This window comes from Streptomyces sp. NPDC048211, assembly GCF_043202315.1.
In the GTDB taxonomy this organism is placed as follows: Bacteria; Actinomycetota; Actinomycetes; order Streptomycetales; family Streptomycetaceae; genus Streptomyces.
Genome location: NZ_JBIDAD010000004.1, coordinates 257,337 through 276,085, shown reverse-complemented (window position 1 = coordinate 276,085; position 18,749 = coordinate 257,337). Strand labels below are relative to the sequence as shown.

Genomic DNA, 18,749 nt, shown 5'->3' with positions numbered 1-18,749 from the left:
ACTCCGAAAGGTGCGATGAGGTGCGGTGCTGTGGTCGCGCGGGGCCGGAGGGCCGTCGTCAGCCGCGACCGGTCAGTTCCCGGGCCTTGTGCAGGCCGGGGTAGGTGCGCACCGGGGCCGTCATGAGGAACCGGTAGCCGTCGTCGAGCACCTGCTCGACGTTGCCGGCGGTGACGTGCGGATGGCCCACGGCGACCCCGCGCTCCTTGCAGATGTCGAGGATCTGCCGCTTGCACTCCAGGACGCGCGGGTGCTCGTACTGGCGGGGGAAGCCCAGTTCCTGGCTCATGTCGCCCTCGCCGATCAGGATCACCCCGATGCCCGGGACCCGGTCGAGGATGTCCGGCAGGTTCCTGATGCCGAGCTGGTCCTCGATCATGAGGCCGACCAGGATCTCCCCGTCCGGGGCCAGCGGCCACACGTCGGCCTTGGCGTAGTACTCGATGTTCGAGATGCCCCAGTAGCGAGTCGCCGCGTGCGGGCCGTCCCCGCGCAGGCCGGCGGGCTCGTAGCGGGGGGCGTCGGGCAGCCGCGGATAACGGCAGGCGGCGACGGCGTTGCGGGCCTCCTCCACCGTGGAGATGTGCGGCCAGATGATGCCGAACGCCCCCAGGTCGAGAGCCTGTTTGGCGTGCCACTGCGCCTTCTCCGCGCCGTTGGCGGGGATGCGCACGATCGGGGTGACGTCCGGCGCGAGGCTGTCCGCCTCATGGACCCGTCGCCGGCTCAGCAGGTACTGGAAACTGTCCTTGAGCGCGTTGATGTCCCAGGGCTTGTGTTCCATCTCGAACACCACGGCGTCGTAGTCCGAGTTGCTCAGCTCCACCGCGGACGCCGGATCGGCCGCGGAGAACGTCGCGAAGACGTGCTGCCCCGCGTCCAGGGCGCCGATCACCTTGTTGAGCCTGGATGTTGTCATCGCCGACCTCCCTGGTCGAGTGCTTCACCGGGCGTGCTCTTCGAACGCGGCGTCGTCTGCGCCGTCTGCGCCGCGCGCCCGGACCGTCGCCCCGCCCACCAGGCCCGAAGCCGGGCGAAGAGGCCGGTCGGGCGGGCCGGAGCCGTGTGCACGGTGTCGGACGCCACCGCGGGCGGCCCGGCGGACACGTCCGTGAGCGGCTCCTCAGGGGCCACGGCACACTTCTGGACCAGTTGCTCGGTGAACTCCCCCGTCATCCGGGAGACCACCATCCCCGCACCCGACTCGATCAACTTGGCGAGCTTGCCGTTGAGTTTGATCTCTCCGTCACAGAAGACCTCGGAGGTGCCGGGGGTACCCCCCTCCACCACCCGGAAGGTCGCGCCGGCACTGAAACGGGTGGCGCCCTGCCCGTCCGCGCCGCGGGCCGTGAGACGGCCCTCGTGGGCGGACTCGTCCAGGTCCAGAGAGATCCGGGCGGCGAACTTGACCCGGAGCCCGCCGAACCTGATGGCCAGGGTCCCGTCGAACGACCCGTCGTCGTGCGACTGCCCGAGCTCGGCGCCGCCGATGCAGGACACGACGGCCGAGGGATCGGAGATGACCTCCCAGACACGTTCGGGCGGACTCGGTACGGCGATCTCTTCCGTGATCGATATCAAAGCTGTGAACCTCACTCGGCGGGGGTGCGACGTCAGCCGGAAAAGGGCATGACGGCACAACCGGCATGGTGACTTGGGGTGCGGGGTCTCCGGGCGTCGGAACCGAGGTCCTCGCCACGGGGTCCGGCTGCGGGGTTCGGCCGGGGTACGGCCGCGGGGTCCGGCCGCGCTACGCGGCGGCCTTGCGCTCGGCGGCGAACAGGCCCCAGAGGTCGTTGTAGAGCTCCGCGAACTCGGGTGACTCGACGAGCGAACCGATCTGGCGCGGACGCTCGAACGGGACCTTGATGACACGGCGGATCGTGCCCGGCCCCTTCGACATCACGATGACCTCGTCGGCCAGGTAGATGGCCTCGTTGAGATCGTGCGTGACGAAGATCAGAGTCCCGTTCTGCTCACGCCAGATGTTGAGCAGTTCCTGCTGGAGTTCGAGCCGGGTGATGGCGTCGAGCGGCCCGAACGGCTCGTCCATCAGCACGATCGACGGGTTGTAGATCAACGCCCGCGCTATCGCGCAGCGTTTCTGCATCCCACCCGACAACTCCCGCGGGAAGTGATGCTCGAAACCCGTCAGACCGACGAGCTCGACCCACCGCGCGACGCGCTCCTCGCGTTCCTCCTTGGGAACCTTGCGGAACTTCAGTGCCAGGCCGATGTTGGCCCGGACACTCAGCCAGGGCAGCAGGTGGGACTGCTGAGTCACGTACGCCGCATCGGAGTTGACGCCGGTGACGGGCTCGCCGGCGTAGTGGACCTGCCCCTGGGTGGGAGTGAGCAGTCCGGCGGCCAGGTTGAGGATGGTGCTCTTCCCGCAACCGCTGGGCCCGATCACGGCAACGACTTTGCCGCGCTCGATGGTGAACGACACGTCCTCGATCGCCGGCCGGTGGGCCCCGGGAAACTCCAGCGTGACGTGCGTGAGGCGGAGTGCCTCCGAGTGGGAGTTGCGCTGTGTGGTCGACATATCTGCCTCCTCGGCCTCCTCCTCGCAAGAGAGGAAGCGGGGCCGTGCGCTCGCGTGTGTGGCGGCGTTCGTGAGTGGCGGTGCTGTGACGGTGGTACGGCCGACGCACGCGAACGGGCATCGGGGTTGCCGGCTTCTCCTGCTGATGCAGCCGGCGGCGGCACTCGCTGGGAGCCAAGATTGTCTGACAACCGATGCGGCGAAGCTAACACCGCCAACTAGGCGGCACAAGAAGTCCGCAGGAAGAATCTTGCATTCACAGGAACGCCGAGTTACCCGGCCGAGAACTGTCAGACAAAGAGGGTTCATCGCCGGGGTGCGAGAGTCGCAACGCGCGGGCTCTGGAGGCAACGCCGGGCATCGAGGTCGTCGGTGAGGCGCGCGACGGGGCGGACGCCGTGAAACACCTGCGCCGCCGGCCGGCGGATGTGGTGGTGATGGACATCCGCATGCCCGTCCTCGACGGGATCGCAGCCACCCGGATCATCACCGGTGACAAGGCTCTCACCGGGGTGAAGGTGCTCATCCTGACCACGTTCGAGACCGACGAGCACGTAGCGGAAGCACTGCGAGCGGGGGCGAGCGGGTTCGTCGGCAAGGGCATCCACCCGCAGGAGCTGATCGACGCGATCAGGACGATCGCCGCCGGTGACGCGTCGCTGTCACCCGCCGCGACCCGGTCACTGATCCAGCGCTTCCTCGCCGACGCGCCCCCCGTACGGCACGCTGCCCCGATGCTGGAGAGTCTGACCGGGCGGGAACGCCAGGTGGTGATGCTTGCGGCCACCGGGCTGTCCAACGACGAGATCGCGGACCGCCTCGGCATCTCCGTCCTCACGGCGAAAACACATGTGAACCGGGCCATGGTGAAGGTGGGGGCCAGAGACAGGGCGCACCTGGTCATCGCCGCCTACGAGGGCGGCCTCGCTCACCCCTCGCAGTGAAGAGGCGGCGAACCGGAACGCCGAGTGCCGAACAGATCAACGCCGTGAGCGGCGCCGAGGAGGGCGGAGTTCCGGTACGGCCCCGGGACGCCGCGTTCGCTGCACCTCCGTGCGGCGTCCGCCGCACGGAGAACGCCCCCCGAAGAACACGTTTCCCCAGGTCAGAACGATTCTGCCTGGGGATACTGGGTGGGGCGGGTGGGACTCGAACCCACGGCCGACGGATTATGAGTCCGCTGCTCTAACCGGCTGAGCTACCGCCCCGTTTCGGCGTGGCGCGTACATGTGTACGCGCCGTCTGCCGCAGCATAGCCGGTCATACGATCTCTCGCTGCGGGTGCCCGGCTACTCGTGACCATGAAGACCGCGCTGCTCGCTGCCCGGTTCCGGGTGACGCGAAGTTGACGCGAAAGAGTCCCGTGAGCCTCACACGCACCACGGATACGGGCCCCGGCCGACGCCTTGCGGGCCGGGACGGGGCACGCGAAAAAGGGCCCCGCAGGGCCCTCTTCCGTTCCGCTCCCCCGACTGGACTCGAACCAGTAACCCTCCGGTTAACAGCCGAATGCTCTGCCAATTGAGCTACAGGGGATCGCGCTCCCCCGACTGGACTCGAACCAGTAACCTGCCGGTTAACAGCCGGCTGCTCTGCCAATTGAGCTACAGGGGATTGCTGCGTTTTGCCTCGAACGCACCTCCCTGGCTACTGCCGGGCGGCGCGCGTTCGCTGCGACACATACATTAGCGCAAGCAGGGGGGTGCTTTGCCAATCGGTATCGCCCGGGGTGATCTCGGGCGCCTGCGGGTAGGCGAGCAGCACACGTCGCACGGAGCGAAGACGGAGCGAAGGAAGGGTGGCAGCCATGCGGTACCGGCTCACGTTCATCGCCGGAGTGGCCCTCGGTTACGTGCTCGGCACGCGTGCCGGGCGCGAGCGTTACGAGCAGCTGAAGAAGTCCGCACGCCAGTTCGCCCAGAACCCGGCCGTGCGCAACACCTGCGAGACGGCGGCCCAGAGCGGTCGCCAGTTCGCGGGGAAGGCGTACCACGCGGTCGAGGAGAAGGTCGGCGACAAGGTGCCGGCGTCGGTGGCGGACCGGGTGCGGTCGCTGCGCGGGCGCGGGGCGAACGGTGAGGACGACTGGGGAACCACCAACACCTGAGTCCCCTCGCCATGTCTGCCGCACCACCGGTCGGGAAACCTCCGGGGGTGCGGCAGAATCTGTGTATGGGCATAGTCGCCGGCTTGGACAGTTCTTCCGCCTTCACGCACATCGTGGTCTGCGATACGGACACGGGTGCCGTACTGCGCCAGGGATACGCCGCACATCCCGTCGACGCGAAGGCCACCGAGGTCGACCCTCAGGCGTGGCTGCTCTCCCTCGGCGAGGCCGCCGGCGGCGGGCTCCTCGAAGGGGTGCAGGCCATCGGTGTGTCGGCCCAGCAGCACGGGCTCGTGCCGCTGGACCACCAGGGCAATCTCGTGCGCCCTGCGCTGCTCGGCAACGACCGGCGGGCGCAGGTCGCCGCGGCCGATCTGATCGACGGTCTCGGCGGGCGTCAGGCATGGGCGGAGGCGGTCGGGTCGGTGCCGCAGGCCGCGCAGCCCGTATCGAAGCTGCGGTGGCTGGCGCGGACCGAGCCGGACATGGCGGAGCGGGTCGCCGCCGTGCTCCAGCCGCACGACTGGCTGGTGTGGCAGCTGCTGGGCCGCCCGGCCCGGCGGACCACCGACCGGGGGGCCGCCTCCGGGACGGGTTTCTGGTCGGCGGGCAGCGAGTCGTACCGGCCGGACCTGGTGGAGCTCGCGCTGGGCCACCAGGCGGCGCTGCCGGAGGTGCTCGGCCCGTCCGACGCGGCGGGCACGACGCCCGAGGGGCTGCTGATCTCCGCGGGTACGGGCGAGACCATGGCGGCGGCGTTCGGGCTCGGGGTCGCGGTCGGTGACGCGGTGGTGTCGCTGGGGGCCTCGGGTTCGGTGATGGCGGTGCACCACGAGGCGCTGGCCGACCCGACGGGGATGATCACCTCCTTCGCCGATGCCACCGGGATGCATCTGCCGGTGGTCCACACGTCGAACGCCGTACGCGCGCTGCGCGGCACCGCCGAGATGCTGGGCGTGGACGGGCTGGAGGAGTTGTCGGCGCTGGCGCTGAAGTCGACGCCGGGCTCCTCGGGGCTGGTGCTTCTGCCGTATCTGGAGGGTGAGCGCACCCCGCATCTGCCGCACACCGCCGGCACGCTGAGCGGGCTGCGGCGCGAGTCGATGAAGCCGGAGCACCTGGCGCGGGCCGCGTTCGAGGGGATGCTCTGCTCGCTGGCCGACGCGCTGGACGTACTGCGCGGCCGCGGGGTGGAGGTGCGGCGGGTGTTCCTGCTGGGCGCCGCCGCCGAGCTGCCGGCGGTGCAGGGTCTCGCGCCCGCACTGCTGGGCACCCAGGTGGTCGTGCCGCAGCCGGCGCAGTACGCGGCGCTGGGTGCGGCCCGTCAGGCGGCCTGGGCGCTGGGCGTCTCCCAGGGGTCGCTGGATGCCCGGACTCCCCCGGCATGGCAGGGTGCCGCGGCGCAGGTGCTGGAGCCCGGCGACGAACTCCCGGTCGGTCAGGCGGTGCGCCAGCAGTACGTGGCGACGCGGGACCAGATCCACCCGGGAGCGTTCGACCCCGCCGGGCGCTGAGGCGGGCGCCCTCGGTGACGGGTCCGGGCCCCGGGGAAGGGGCCGGACCCGAGGAATTGTGGACCCGGTCTGTTTTTTGACCTGGACTTGAATAAAAACGTTCGCGGTACCGGTGGACGGTGGCCGAAAATGGGTCGACTCCCGACCTCGCCGACTCCGAGAGACACGCGTGCTCATAAAACTCCTGCGGGCCTATCTCGGTCCGTACAAGAAACCGATCGCGCTGCTGGTCGTCTTCCAGCTGCTGCAGACCTGCGCCACCCTCTATCTTCCCACCCTGAACGCGGACATCATTGACAACGGTGTCGTCCAGGGGGACACGGGCTACATCGTCCAGTACGGCGGCGTGATGATCGTCGTCAGCATCGCCCAGGTGGTCTGCAACATCGGGGCCGTGTACATCGGTGCCCGCACCGCGTCGGCGCTCGGCCGCGACGTCCGGGCGTCGGTCTTCGACCGGGTGCAGTCGTTCTCCGCGCGCGAGGTCGGCCGCTTCGGCGCACCCTCGCTGATCACCCGTACGACCAACGACGTGCAGCAGGTCCAGATGCTGGCCCTGATGACGTTCACACTGATGGTGTCGGCGCCGATCATGTGCGTCGGCGGCATCATCATGGCGCTCGGCCAGGACGTCCCGCTGTCCGCGGTGCTGCTCGCGGTGGTGCCGGTCCTCGGTATCGCGGTGAGCCTCATCGTGCGGAAGATGCGCCCGCTGTTCCGGACGATGCAGGAGCGGCTCGACACGGTGAACCGGGTGCTGCGCGAGCAGATCACCGGCAACCGGGTCATCCGCGCCTTCGTGCGCGACGACTACGAGGAGGAGCGCTTCCGGGGCGCCAACACCGAGCTGACGGACGTGGCCCTGTCCACGGGCCGGCTGATGGCACTGATGTTCCCGACCGTGATGACGGTCGTGAACGTGTCGTCGATCGCCGTCGTCTGGTTCGGCGCGCACCGGATCGACAGCGGCGGGATGGAGATCGGCGCGCTGACGGCGTTCCTCTCCTATCTGATGCAGATCGTCATGTCGGTGATGATGGCCACCTTCATGTTCATGATGGTGCCGCGCGCCGAGGTCTGCGCCGAGCGCATCCAGGAGGTCCTGGAGACCGAGTCCAGCGTGGTGCCGCCGGTGAGCCCGGTGCGGGAGCTCGTTGCCCGAGGCCACCTGGAGGTGCGCGGTGCGGACTTCCGCTACCCGGGCGCCGAGGAGTCGGTGCTGCGCTCGGTGGACCTGGTCGCGCGGGCCGGCGAGACGACCGCGATCATCGGGTCGACGGGCAGCGGGAAGTCGACGCTGCTCGGTCTCGTACCCCGGCTGTTCGATGTGACGGACGGCCAGGTGCTGGTCGACGGGACGGACGTACGGACACTGGATCCGGTCCTGCTGGCGAAGACCGTGAGTCTGGTCCCTCAGAAGCCGTACCTCTTCTCCGGCACCGTCGCGACGAATCTGCGGTACGGGAATCCGGACGCGACCGACGAGGAGCTGTGGCACGCGCTGGAGATCGCGCAGGCCAAGGAGTTCGTCGAGGGCCTGGAGCACGGGCTCGACGCACCGATCGCGCAGGGCGGCACCAATGTCTCCGGCGGACAGCGGCAGCGGCTCTCGATCGCCCGGACGCTGGTGCAGCAGCCGGAGATCTATCTCTTCGACGACTCCTTCTCGGCCCTGGACTACGCCACGGACGCGGCGCTGCGCGCGGCGCTGCTGCGCGAGACCCGGGGGGCGACGGTGGTGATCGTCGCGCAGCGGGTGTCCACCATCCGCGACGCCGACCGGATCCTGGTGCTGGACGAGGGCCGCGTCGTCGGTTCCGGCAGCCATCACGAGCTGATGGAAGGCAATGAGACATACCGGGAGATCGTTCTCTCCCAGCTGACGGAAGCGGAGGCCGCGTAATGGCCGGGCCTGGCGGACGCATGATGGCGGGCGGGGCGCCGACCGAGCGGTCCATGGACTTCAAGGGCTCGTCGAAGCGGCTGTTGAAGCGCTTCGCGGCGGAGAAGGCCACCCTGTACGTGATGCTGGTGGCCGTCGCCCTCAGCGTGGCGCTCTCGGTGGTCGGCCCGAAGATCCTCGGCAAGGCCACCGACCTGGTGTTCGCCGGTGTCGTGGGCCGCGGGATGGACGCGGGGACGACGAAGGAGCAGGCCGTCGAGGGCCTGCGCAGGAGCAACAGCGGCCTGGCCGACATGCTCTCCAAGGTGGACTTCACCCCGGGGCAGGGCATGGACTTCGACGCGATCGGCCGGGTGCTGCTCGTGGCGCTGGCCGTGTACGTCGGTGCGGGGCTGCTGATGCTGGTGTCGACGCGGCTGTCGATCCGGGTGATCAACCGGGTCGTGTTCCAGCTGCGCGAGGACCTTCAGACGAAGCTGTCGCGGCTGCCGCTGTCGTACTTCGACCGGCAGAAGCGCGGCGAGGTGCTGAGCCGGGCCACGAACGACATCGACAACATCTCGCAGACGATGCAGCAGACGATGGGACAGCTGATCAACTCGCTGCTGACCATCGTCGGCGTACTCGTGATGATGTTCTGGATCTCGCCCCTGCTGGCGCTGGTCGCGCTGGTCACGGTCCCGCTGTCGGTGGTCGTGGCGGCGAAGGTGGGCAAGCGCTCCCAGCCGCAGTTCGTCCAGCAGTGGAAGGTGACGGGAAAGCTCAACGCCCACATCGAGGAGATGTACACCGGGCACACCCTGGTGAAGGTCTTCGGGCGGCAGGACGAGTCGGCGCGGGACTTCGCCGAGCAGAACGACGCGCTGTACGAGGCCGGGTTCAAGGCGCAGTTCAACAGCGGGATCATGCAGCCGCTGATGATGTTCGTGTCGAACCTGAACTATGTGCTGATCGCGGTCGTCGGCGGTCTGCGGGTCGCCTCGGGCGCCCTGTCGATCGGTGATGTGCAGGCCTTCATCCAGTACTCGCGGCAGTTCTCCATGCCGCTGACCCAGGTCGCCTCGATGGCGAACCTGGTGCAGTCCGGGATCGCCTCGGCGGAGCGGATCTTCGAGTTGCTGGACGCGGAGGAGCAGGACGCCGACCCGGCGAAGGGCGAGGCCGAGTTCCCCGGGGAGCTGCGCGGCAGCGTGTCCCTGGAGAACGTGTCGTTCCGCTACGACCCGGAGAAGCCGCTCATCGAGGACCTGTCGCTGAGCGTCGAGCCGGGCCACACGGTCGCGATCGTCGGCCCGACCGGCGCCGGCAAGACGACGCTGGTCAACCTGCTCATGCGGTTCTACGAGGTGACCGGGGGCCGGATCGCCCTCGACGGCGTCGACATCGCGAAGATGTCGCGCGACGACCTGCGCTCGGGGATCGGCATGGTCCTCCAGGACACCTGGCTGTTCGGCGGGACCATCGCGGAGAACATCGCCTACGGTGCCTCGGGCGATGTCACCCGTGAGCAGATCGAGGAGGCGGCGCGGGCCGCCCACGCCGACCGCTTCATCCGCACCCTGCCCGAGGGCTACGACACACGGATCGACGACGAGGGCTCGGGCGTCAGTGCGGGCGAGAAGCAGCTGATCACCATCGCGCGGGCGTTCCTGTCCGACCCGGTGATACTGGTGCTCGACGAGGCGACCAGCTCGGTGGACACCCGTACCGAGGTGCTGATCCAGAAGGCGATGGCCGGTCTCGCGCACGGTCGTACGAGCTTCGTGATCGCGCACCGGCTCTCCACCATCCGCGATGCCGACGTCATCCTGGTGATGGAGAACGGGTCGATCGTCGAGCAGGGCACGCACGACGAGCTGCTGGAGGCGCACGGCGCGTACGCCCGCCTGTACGCGGCGCAGTTCGCGCAGGCGGTCGCCGAGATCGACTGACCGCACCCGCTCCGCGGCTGCCCGGGCCTGCGCGCACGCGCGTCAGTCCAGGTAGCCGCGGAGCTGGTCGGCAAAGGCGTGGTCCCGCAGTTTGTTGAGGGTCTTGGACTCGATCTGCCGGATGCGCTCGCGGGTCACGCCGAAGATCCGCCCTATCTCCTCCAGCGTGCGGGGTCGCCCGTCGGCCAGCCCGTAGCGCAGCTGGACCACTTTGCGCTCGCGCTCGTTGAGGGTCGAGAGCACCGCTTCCAGGTGTTCGCGCAGCAGCAGGAAGGCGGCGGACTCCACGGGGGACGCGGCGTCCCCGTCCTCGATCAGGTCGCCGAGCGAGACATCGTCCTCCTCGCCGACCGGGGCGTGCAGCGACACGGGTTCCTGGGCGAGGCGCAGCACCTCGCCGACCCGCTCGGGTGTCAGGTCGAGCTGCTCGGCGACCTCCTCGGGCGTCGGCTCGTAGCCGCGTTCCTGGAGCATCCGGCGCTGGACCCGGACGACGCGGTTGATCAGTTCGACGACGTGGACCGGGACCCGGATGGTGCGCGCCTGGTCGGCGAGGGCGCGGGACATGGCCTGCCGGATCCACCAGGTCGCATAGGTCGAGAACTTGTAGCCGCGGGCGTAGTCGAACTTCTCGACCGCCCGGATGAGCCCGAGGTTTCCCTCCTGGACCAGGTCCAGCATCGTCAGCCCGCGGCCGACGTAGCGCTTGGCCACGGAGACGACGAGGCGGAGGTTGGCCTCGATGAGACGGCGCTTGGCCATCCGTCCCATGACCACGAGCCGGTCCAGGTCGACGGCGAGGCGGGTGTCGGGGTCCGGGGTGCGGGCCAGGCGTTCCTCGGCGAACAGGCCGGCTTCGACGCGGCGGGCGAGCTCCACCTCGTCGGCGGCGGTGAGCAGCGGGATGCGGCCGATCTCGCGCAGGTACTGCCGGAAGAGGTCGGACGACGGTCCGCCGGTGTCCGGGCGGCTGCGCGGCCCCGGTGCTTCGGGGTGCTCCGACTCCTCCATGACGGCCTCGGGCGGTTCGGGCGGGTCCGGTGGCGCTTCGGGCGGGTTCTGCACGACGGGCAGGGGTGTCGGCGGGTCCGCCGCCTCGGGATGACGCACGGCCCGGGACTGCGCGGGAATGGCCGGGACACGCTCGGTTTCGGTCACGGTCCGGGTCTGCACGGGGGCGACCTCCAGGTGATCGCTGCCGGATCGCGGGATGGAGGACCACCGTGCGGTGGGCCGGCCGCGCTCCGATGACTCAGGCCGACAGGCCACCGAGGGTCGGCGTCCCTCCATGACCGGCCGGTCCAGCACCGTCACCCAGTGTGGGGTACGACACACTGCCGCCACGAGGGGCGTGCGGGGACTTTCTGAGTTCGTTCCGTGACCGGCCGGTTACCCGTGCGATGCCGGTGCGGGGTCCCGTGCGGTGCGGGTGCGGTGCGGGTGCGGTGCGGGTGCGGTGCCGGGTCCCGTGCGGTGCCGGTGCGGTGTCCGTGCGGGTGCGGTGGCGTCAGAGCGCGTCGGCGCCGTTGTTGCGCAGGGACTGCGCGTACTGCTGGAGGACCCAGACCTCGTTCTGCGCGGCGGCCAGGTGGTCCGGGGCGACGTTGCTGCCGAGGCGGGTGAGGCTGCCCTGGACGTCGTTGATCCGGCGGTCCACGGCGCGCAGGCGGACCTTGACCAGGTGCTCGCCTGCGTACGCCTCGTCGATGGACTTGCCGTGGAAGACCTCGACCGCGAGCTCCGTGACGAGCTTGCGCACCGTGTCGTTGGGGGTCGCGTCGAGCACCTGGACGAGGTACTCGCGGGTCTCGGGGACGCCCAGCTCGGCGCCGCCCGCCTCCGCGATGCACTGGCGGACCGCGGCGTACGGCGGGGCGGTGAACTCGTCGACGCCGTAGGCGTCGAAGGCCGGGGAGACCAGGGCGGGCTTCTGCAGGGCCAGCTTGAGGAGCTCGCGCTCGGTGCGGTGGGCCGGGCTGCGGAGGTTGAGCGCAGGGCCCGAGGGGGCGGCGGGCGCCTGGATCTCCTGGCGCCGCGCGCCGCCGCGCCCGCCCGACGGTGCGGGTCCACGGTCGCCGCCGCGGCCGCGGGCCCACTGGGCGAGCTGGTTGACCCGGTGCACGACGTACTCCTGGTCCAGGATGCCGACGAAGCCGGCCAGCTGGACGGCGACCTCGCGCTGCACACTGCCCGTCTTGATCTTGGCGACGACCTGGGCGGCCTCGTCGAGCGCGGCGGCGCGGCCCGCCGGGGTCTCCAGGTCGTAGCGGGCGACGATCTGGCGGAGCGCGAACTCGAAGAGCGGCGTACGGGGTTCGACCAGGTCGCGGACGGCGTCGTCGCCCTTGGCCAGGCGCAGGTCGCACGGGTCCATGTTGTCCGGGGCGATCGCGATGTAGGTCTCGGCGGCGAACTTCTGGTCGTCCTCGAAGGCGCGCAGGGCTGCCTTCTGGCCCGCCGCGTCACCGTCGAAGGTGAAGATCACCCGGGCGCTGCCGTTGTCCATCAGGAGGCGGCGGAGGATCTTGATGTGGTCGCCGCCGAACGCCGTGCCACAGGTCGCGATGGCGGTGGTGACCCCGGCGAGATGGCAGGCCATCACGTCCGTGTAGCCCTCGACGACGACGGCCCGGCTGGACTTCGCGATGTCCTTCTTGGCCAGGTCGATGCCGTACAGCACCTGGGACTTCTTGTAGATCGGCGTCTCGGGGGTGTTCAGGTACTTCGGCCCGTTGTCGTCGTCGCGCAGCTTGCGGGCGCCGAAGCCGACGATGTCGCCGGAGGTGTCGCTGATCGGCCACATGAGCCGGCCGCGGAAGCGGTCGATGGGGCCGCGCCTGCCGTCCTGGGAGAGGCCGGAGGTGATCAGCTCCTTGTCGCTGAAGCCCTTGCCGCGCAGGTAGCGCGTGAGGTGGTCCCAGCCCGCGGGGCTGTAGCCGACGCCGAAGTGGGCGGCAGCCGCCTGGTCGAAGCCGCGCTCGGCGAGGAACTTGCGGCCGATCTCGGCCTCGGGGCCGTCCAGCTGCTCGACGTAGAACTGCGCGGCCACCTTGTGCGCCTCGACCAGCCTGATCCGCTCACCGCGCTGGTGGGAGGGGTTGTACCCGCCCTCCTCGTACCGCAGGGTGATGCCGGCCTTGGCGGCGAGCCGCTCGACGACCTCCGCGAACGTCAGGTGGTCGATCTTCTGCACGAAGGCGATCGTGTCGCCGCCCTCCTGGCAGCCGAAGCAGTGGAAGAGACCCTTGCTCGGACTGACCTGGAAGGAGGGGGACTTCTCGTCGTGGAAGGGGCACAGGCCCTTGAGATTCCCGCCGCCCGCGTTGCGCAGCTGGAGGTACTCGGAAACGACGGCGTCGATCGGGACCGCGTCCCGGACCGCCTTCACGTCGTCGTCATTGATCCTGCCTGCCACGAGTGAAGTCTACGGGTGAGCTACGACAACCCACGCCCCGTCCTTGGTGCGGGGGCCCCTGCGGGGCCGGGTCCTGTGTCTTACCCGGTCCTCTGGCGGAGGGTTCCGTCCTCAATCGCCGGACGGGCTTGAGGGGTGCGGGTCCCCGCGGAGCGGGGTGCGTGGTGTCCGGTGGGCGGGTCCCCGCGCCCTTGTCCCGCCCCAGGCTGGGGGTTCCGTCCTCAATCGCCGGACGGGCTTGAGAGGTGCGGGTCGCTCCCCGGGGTGCGGGGTGCCACCGCCGGGTGGGTGGGGGTGGGGTCCCTCCGGGGCGTCTCCTCAGAAATGGCGTGTTCACCCGGGACCGCGGAGGACCCGGGGCGTACGCCATTTCCTGCGGGGACTCCCCTGCACGCCCCCACCCTGCATCGCCCGCGTCTGCACGCCGTCGATACGACTGCCGCAGACGCAAGGACGGCCGGGGCCGGGGCCGTGCAGGGGAGTCCCCGCAGAACGACGAACACCGACCCGGGTCCCTCGCGTACCGGCCGAACGTTCGTCGTTTGAGGAGACGCCCCGGAGGGGCCCCGGCCCCCCACCCACCCGGCAGGGCGCACCCCGCACCGCGGAGCACCCGCACCCCACGGGAACACCCGCGCCCGGGGCAAGGGCAGGGTCAGATCAGTGATTCCAGGGGCACCGACGGGTCGGCCAGGGCGTCCGGGTCGACCGGCTGTCCGGCCTTGATCAGTTCCTGGATGGTCTCCGTGACATCCCACACGTTCACGTTCATCCCGGCCAGGACCTTGTGGTCCTTCAGCCAGAACGCGATGAACTCGCGCTTGCCCGCGTCGCCGCGGATCACGACCTGGTCGTAGCTGCCCGGCGGTGCCCAGCCCGAGTATTCGAGGCCGAGGTCGTACTGGTCGGAGAAGAAGTACGGCACCCGGTCGTAGGCGACGTCCTGGCCGAGCATGGCGCGGGCCGCCGCCGGGCCGCTGTTCAGCGCATTGGCCCAGTGCTCCACCCGCAGCCGGGCGCCGAGCAGCGGATGGGCCACGTTGGCCACGTCCCCGGCCGCGAAGATGTGCGGGTCGCTGGTGCGGAGCGAGGCGTCCACGGCGATGCCGCCACCCTGGGCGCGCGGGGCGATATCGAGTCCCGCGGCCTCGGCGAGCGCGGCACGCGGGGCGGCCCCGATCGCGGCGAGGACGTCGTGGGCGGGGTGCTCCTCGCCGTCGTCGGTGCGGACGGCGAGGACCATGCCGTCCTGGCCGACGATCTCGGTGAGACGGCCGCCGAAGTGGAAGCGGACGCCGTGGTCGCTGTGCAGGTCGGTGAAGATCTGGCCGAGCTCCGGGCCGATGACCTTGAGCAACGGGGTCGCCTCCGGTTCGACGACGGTGACCTCGGCCCCGTATCCGCGGGCGGCCGCCGCGACCTCCAGGCCGATCCAGCCGGCCCCGGCGATCACCAGATGGCCGTTGTCGCGGCCGAGTGCGGCGAGCACGTTGCGCAGCCGGTCGGCGTGGGCGAGGCGGCGCAGATGGTGGACGCCGGCCAGGTCCGTGCCGGGGATGTCCAGGCGGCGCGGTTCGGCGCCGGTGGCCAGGAGCAGCTTGTCGTAGTGGATGACGGTGCCGTCGCCGAGCTCCACGGAGCGGCCTTCGCGGTTCAGCGAGGTGACGGGCTGGCCGAGGTGGAGCTCGACGTCGGCGCCCGCGTACCAGGCCGTCTCGTGGACGAAGACGCTGTCGCGGTCCTCCTTCCCGGCCAGGTACCCCTTGGAGAGCGGCGGGCGTTCGTACGGGTGGTCCCGCTCATCGCCGATCAGGATGACCCGGCCGCTGAAACCCTCCGCCCGGAGCGTCTCCGCTGCCTTCGCTCCGGCCAGTCCTCCGCCGACAATGACGAACGTCCGATGTGCGTCGACCACTTGATGCCTCCTCGGTGCTTGCTGCGCGGCGCCAACTGCGAGCGTCCCGCACGCAGCGTGATGGCGAAAGGGGGTGTGACCCGATCAGGTCACGCCCAGTGGTCATGGGCCGGTGTGCCGGCCGGGGTCCGCACACCGGGAGCAGGGGTGCGCTCAGCCGCGGTGTGCGGTGAGCGAGTGGTGCAGGGAGCGGGCCGAGGCGTCGGTCAGGGCGGCGATCTGGTCGATCAGGACCCGCTTGCGGGCGTGGTCGTCGGGGGCCGCCTCGTACAGCGCCCGCAGCTGTGGTTCCAGCCCTTCCGGTGCGCGGGCGGTGAGCGCGGCGGCCAGCTCGGCGATCACGACCCTCTGGTCGGCGCGGATCACCTCCTGCTCGGCGCGCTGCATGACGTACCGGTCGGCGACCGCCTTGAGGACCGCGCATTCGTTGCGCGCCTCGCGGGGGACGACGAGCTCGGCGCCGTATCTGCCGAGGCGGCCGGTGCCGTACGCCTGCCGGGTGGCGCTCTCGGCGGCGAGGCAGAACCGGCCGATCAGCTGGCTCGTGGCGTCCTTGAGCCGGGCCTGGGCGACGGCCGATCCGTCGTAGCCGTGCGGCCACCACTCCTGGCCGATGAGCCGGTCCAGGGCGTCGGACAGCTCCTGGGGGTCGGTGTCCGCGGGGACGTACCGTCCGACGGCGACGGCCCAGATCTCCTGGCGCTCCGGCTCGGCGTCGAGGCAGTTGGGGTCGATGTGCCCGGCGTGCAGCCCGTCCTCGAAGTCGTGGACCGAGTACGCCACGTCGTCGGACCAGTCCATCACCTGGGCCTCGAAGCACTTGCGGTCCTGCGGGGCGCCCTTGCGGAACCAGTGGAAGACCGGCAGGTCGTCCTCGTACACCCCGAATTTCGGGGAGGCGGGGTCGGTGGGGTGGGCGCCCCGGGGCCAGGGGTACTTGGTGGCGGCGTCGAGCGCGGCGCGGGTGAGGTTGAGTCCGACGCTGACCAGTTCGCCGGTGCGGGTGTCGGGCACGAAGCGCTTGGGTTCGAGCCGGGTCAGCAGCCGCAGCGACTGGGCGTTGCCTTCGAAGCCGCCGCAGTCGGAGGCGAAGTCGTTGAGTGCCTGTTCGCCGTTGTGGCCGAAGGGCGGGTGGCCCATGTCGTGGGAGAGGCAGGCGGTCTCGACGAGGTCGGGGTCGCAGCCGAGCGCGGCGCCGAGCTCGCGGCCGACCTGGGCGCACTCCAGCGAGTGCGTGAGCCGGGTCCGGGGGCTGGCGTCCCAGACGTGGCTCCGGGTGCCCGGGGTGACGACCTGGGTCTTCCCGGCGAGCCTGCGCAGGGCCGCGGAGTGCAGCACCCGGGCGCGGTCGCGCTGGAAGGCGGTGCGGCCGGGCCGTTTGTCCGGTTCGGTGTCCCAGCGCTCGGCGTCGGCGGCGCCGTAGGGAACCGTGCCGGGGTCCTGCGTGCCGTACGTACCGTCGGTGCCGTCCGTGCCGTTCATGGGAACGACAGTAATCGGCCGCACCGACAGGTGGGCTCAGGCGGTGGCCAGGAAATGTGTGTTCATCAGGGTTTCGCGTGCCGGTGCGCCGCCCGATCGTGCCTGGTCGTAGCGGTGGAGCAGCAGGCGTGCCATCGCCGGGTGGGCGCCGAGCGGGGCGGCGGCGATCCAGGACGCCTCCGCCGCCGCGGCCGAGGCGAAGCGTCCGGGGGCGGTGAAGTACGAGGCGACGGCGACCCGCCGGCGGCCGCGGGCGGCCAGTGCGCGCAGGGCGGCCGGGACGGTGGGCGTCGCGGCGGAGGCGTACGCGGGCACGACGGGCACCCCGCCGAGCCGCTCGCTGAGCAGCTGCGCGGTGCGGCGGGTGTCGGCGGCCGACTGGGGGTCCCGCGAACCGGCGGCGGCCAGGACCACGGCGCTGTTGCGGTTCCCGTCGTCCGAGGGGAGCCAGCCGGCCTCGGTGAGCCGGCCGTGGAGCGCCTCGACCAGCAGCGGGTGCGGTCCGAGCGGGCCGGCGGTGCGGGTGCGCAGGGCGGGGGCGCCGGCGACGGCCTCCGGGATGTCCTGTTTCACGTGGTAGCCGCGGCCCAGCAGCAGCGGTACGAGGACGGCCTCGCCGCTCCCAAGGGCGTCCAGCGTCTGCGGCAGGAGGGGTGCGTTGAGCTCGATGTGACCGAGCCGGACGTCGAGCCCCGGCCGCAGGTCCCGGACCCGGTCCAGGAGTCCCGTCACCGTGTGCAGCGCCCGTGGGTCCCGGCTGCCGTGCGCGACGGCGACGAGGGCGGGGGCGGCGGGCGTCAGGGGGCTCACGTTGCCGTGCGGGGGCTGCTGCGGGGTGCGGTGCATGGGCCGTCGGGTTCCCTTCAGGGAGACGAGGCTGAGCTGGGTGCCGAGCTGTGCGGTGATACGGGTCAGCAGTTGCGCCGTGCTGTCGAGGGGCAGGGACTCCTGGGAACGTTCCGGGGCCGGCTCCGTCATGGCCCGATGGTGCCGGGCGCAGGTTGCCGGGTCGTTGCGTGCCGGTCACGGGCGTTTTCCGCCGTCTCACGGGGAGCGTGCGCCCGCTGTCAGGTCGCGGGTTCCGGGCGTACCCGCGCGGCGAACAGCCGCTCGATGACGGCGGCGACGCCGTCCTCCTCGTTGGTGACGGTGTGCGTGGGCACGGCGGCCAGTACGGCCGGGTGGGCGTTGGCCATGGCGAAGCCGGTGCCCGCCCAGGCGAGGACGGTGAGGTCGTTGGGCATGTCGCCGAAGGCGATGACCTCGGTGGCGTCGATGCCGCGGGCGGCGCAGAGCACCGCCAGGGTGCCGGCCTTGGTGACACCGGGCGCGCTGATCTCCAGCAGTCCGCGCCCGCCCGAGTGGGTGAGCTGCACATCGTCCCCCGTGCCCTGCCGGGCGGCGGCCAGCAGCGTGTCCGCGTCGAGCCGGTCCGACCAGGCCAGCAGCTTGGTCACGGGCGCCTCGGTCAGCCAGAGGTCGGCGAGGGAGGGGACGGGGAGTTCGGCGCCGACGTCCTCGGACATGCGCAGCCGGTAGGCGGGTTCGTAGAACACCTGGTTGCCGGTCTCCAGGGCGAAGCCCACCTCGGGGACCGCCGCCGCCAGCGCGGCGGCCACGCGCTGGGCGGTGGTCACGGGCAGGACCCGGGAGGAGACGACGGTGCGGGTCGCGATGTCGTACACGAGGGCCCCGTTGCTGCAGACCGCCGTGCCCGCGAGGCCGGTGGCCTCGGCGAGCCGGTCGACGAACCGGGGCGGTCTGGCGGTGACGATGACGATCTCCGCCCCGGCGTCCTCGGCCGTGCGCAGGGCGCGCAGGGTGCGGGGCGAGAGGGTGCCGTCGTTACGGAGCAGGGTGCCGTCCAGATCGGACGCGATCAGCCGTGGAAGCAACATCGGCCGATGCTACCGAGGACGTGGCGGAGAACCGTTTCG

General features: G+C 70.8%; 14 protein-coding genes and 3 tRNA genes. 5 read left to right on the top strand and 12 right to left on the bottom strand.

Going from position 1 to position 18,749, the window contains the following annotated elements; all coding sequences use genetic code 11:
• Positions 1-58 precede the first annotated feature (58 nt).
• The 3 genes from ACGFZA_RS17535 to ACGFZA_RS17525 form a co-directional block, all read right to left on the bottom strand.
• On the bottom strand, positions 59-919 hold the full coding sequence (locus tag ACGFZA_RS17535; protein WP_393679992.1) for an HpcH/HpaI aldolase/citrate lyase family protein: 861 nt from the start codon (positions 917-919) through the stop codon (positions 59-61).
• Positions 916-1,581, bottom strand: a complete 666-nt coding sequence (locus ACGFZA_RS17530) for an SRPBCC domain-containing protein (RefSeq protein WP_393679990.1) — start codon at positions 1,579-1,581, stop codon at positions 916-918. The genes ACGFZA_RS17535 and ACGFZA_RS17530 overlap by 4 nt, the downstream gene beginning before the upstream one ends.
• 169 nt (positions 1,582-1,750) lie before the next feature.
• Entirely contained in the window at positions 1,751-2,545 is a 795-nt protein-coding gene (locus ACGFZA_RS17525) for an ABC transporter ATP-binding protein (protein ID WP_385283634.1), read from the bottom strand.
• A 287-nt stretch (positions 2,546-2,832) separates the two neighbouring features.
• On the opposite strand from ACGFZA_RS17525, the gene ACGFZA_RS17520 reads away from it, so the two are divergent.
• Positions 2,833-3,489, top strand: a complete 657-nt coding sequence (locus tag ACGFZA_RS17520) for a response regulator (RefSeq protein WP_393680506.1) — start codon at positions 2,833-2,835, stop codon at positions 3,487-3,489.
• 190 nt (positions 3,490-3,679) lie between these two features.
• Here the strand turns inward: ACGFZA_RS17520 and ACGFZA_RS17515 are convergent.
• The 3 genes from ACGFZA_RS17515 to ACGFZA_RS17505 form a co-directional block, all read right to left on the bottom strand.
• A tRNA-Ile gene (locus ACGFZA_RS17515) sits at positions 3,680-3,753 on the bottom strand.
• Between the two features lie 255 nt (positions 3,754-4,008).
• Positions 4,009-4,081 (bottom strand) — tRNA-Asn (locus ACGFZA_RS17510).
• 5 nt (positions 4,082-4,086) lie between these two features.
• Positions 4,087-4,159 (bottom strand) — tRNA-Asn (locus ACGFZA_RS17505).
• Between the two features lie 193 nt (positions 4,160-4,352).
• Between ACGFZA_RS17505 and ACGFZA_RS17500 the strand changes: the two genes are divergently transcribed.
• The 4 genes from ACGFZA_RS17500 to ACGFZA_RS17485 all read left to right on the top strand — a co-directional run bounded on the left by ACGFZA_RS17500 (position 4,353) and on the right by ACGFZA_RS17485 (position 10,000).
• A complete protein-coding gene (locus ACGFZA_RS17500) occupies positions 4,353-4,652 on the top strand; it encodes a YtxH domain-containing protein (protein WP_148021896.1) in 300 nt (99 codons plus the stop codon).
• A 65-nt stretch (positions 4,653-4,717) separates the two neighbouring features.
• Positions 4,718-6,166, top strand: coding sequence for an FGGY family carbohydrate kinase (locus tag ACGFZA_RS17495; protein WP_385283631.1), 1,449 nt, complete (start codon positions 4,718-4,720; stop codon positions 6,164-6,166).
• Positions 6,167-6,335: 169 nt separating this feature from the next.
• Positions 6,336-8,069 (top strand): ABC transporter ATP-binding protein, encoded by a 1,734-nt coding sequence (locus ACGFZA_RS17490; protein ID WP_393679987.1) that lies wholly within the window; start codon positions 6,336-6,338, stop codon positions 8,067-8,069.
• Positions 8,069-10,000, top strand: coding sequence for an ABC transporter ATP-binding protein (locus tag ACGFZA_RS17485; protein ID WP_385283625.1), 1,932 nt, complete (start codon positions 8,069-8,071; stop codon positions 9,998-10,000). The genes ACGFZA_RS17490 and ACGFZA_RS17485 overlap by 1 nt, the downstream gene beginning before the upstream one ends.
• A gap of 42 nt (positions 10,001-10,042) precedes the next feature.
• On the opposite strand, the gene ACGFZA_RS17480 is transcribed toward ACGFZA_RS17485, so the two are convergent.
• From ACGFZA_RS17480 to ACGFZA_RS17455, 6 genes are all read right to left on the bottom strand, one after another.
• A complete protein-coding gene (locus ACGFZA_RS17480; RefSeq protein ID WP_385283622.1) occupies positions 10,043-11,173 on the bottom strand; it encodes an RNA polymerase sigma factor in 1,131 nt (376 codons plus the stop codon).
• A 334-nt stretch (positions 11,174-11,507) separates the two neighbouring features.
• On the bottom strand, positions 11,508-13,415 hold the full coding sequence (gene dnaG, locus ACGFZA_RS17475; protein ID WP_385283620.1) for a DNA primase: 1,908 nt from the start codon (positions 13,413-13,415) through the stop codon (positions 11,508-11,510).
• A gap of 655 nt (positions 13,416-14,070) precedes the next feature.
• Positions 14,071-15,330: an NAD(P)/FAD-dependent oxidoreductase gene (locus ACGFZA_RS17470; protein ID WP_385270396.1), complete on the bottom strand. Its 1,260-nt coding sequence runs from the start codon at positions 15,328-15,330 to the stop codon at positions 14,071-14,073.
• 153 nt (positions 15,331-15,483) lie between these two features.
• Complete coding sequence (locus ACGFZA_RS17465) at positions 15,484-16,812, bottom strand: deoxyguanosinetriphosphate triphosphohydrolase (RefSeq protein WP_393679984.1); 1,329 nt, start codon at positions 16,810-16,812, stop codon at positions 15,484-15,486.
• Between the two features lie 36 nt (positions 16,813-16,848).
• Positions 16,849-17,790, bottom strand: coding sequence for a sirohydrochlorin chelatase (locus tag ACGFZA_RS17460; RefSeq protein WP_393679982.1), 942 nt, complete (start codon positions 17,788-17,790; stop codon positions 16,849-16,851).
• 89 nt (positions 17,791-17,879) lie between these two features.
• Positions 17,880-18,695 (bottom strand): Cof-type HAD-IIB family hydrolase, encoded by an 816-nt coding sequence (locus ACGFZA_RS17455; RefSeq protein ID WP_393680504.1) that lies wholly within the window; start codon positions 18,693-18,695, stop codon positions 17,880-17,882.
• Positions 18,696-18,749 lie beyond the last annotated feature (54 nt).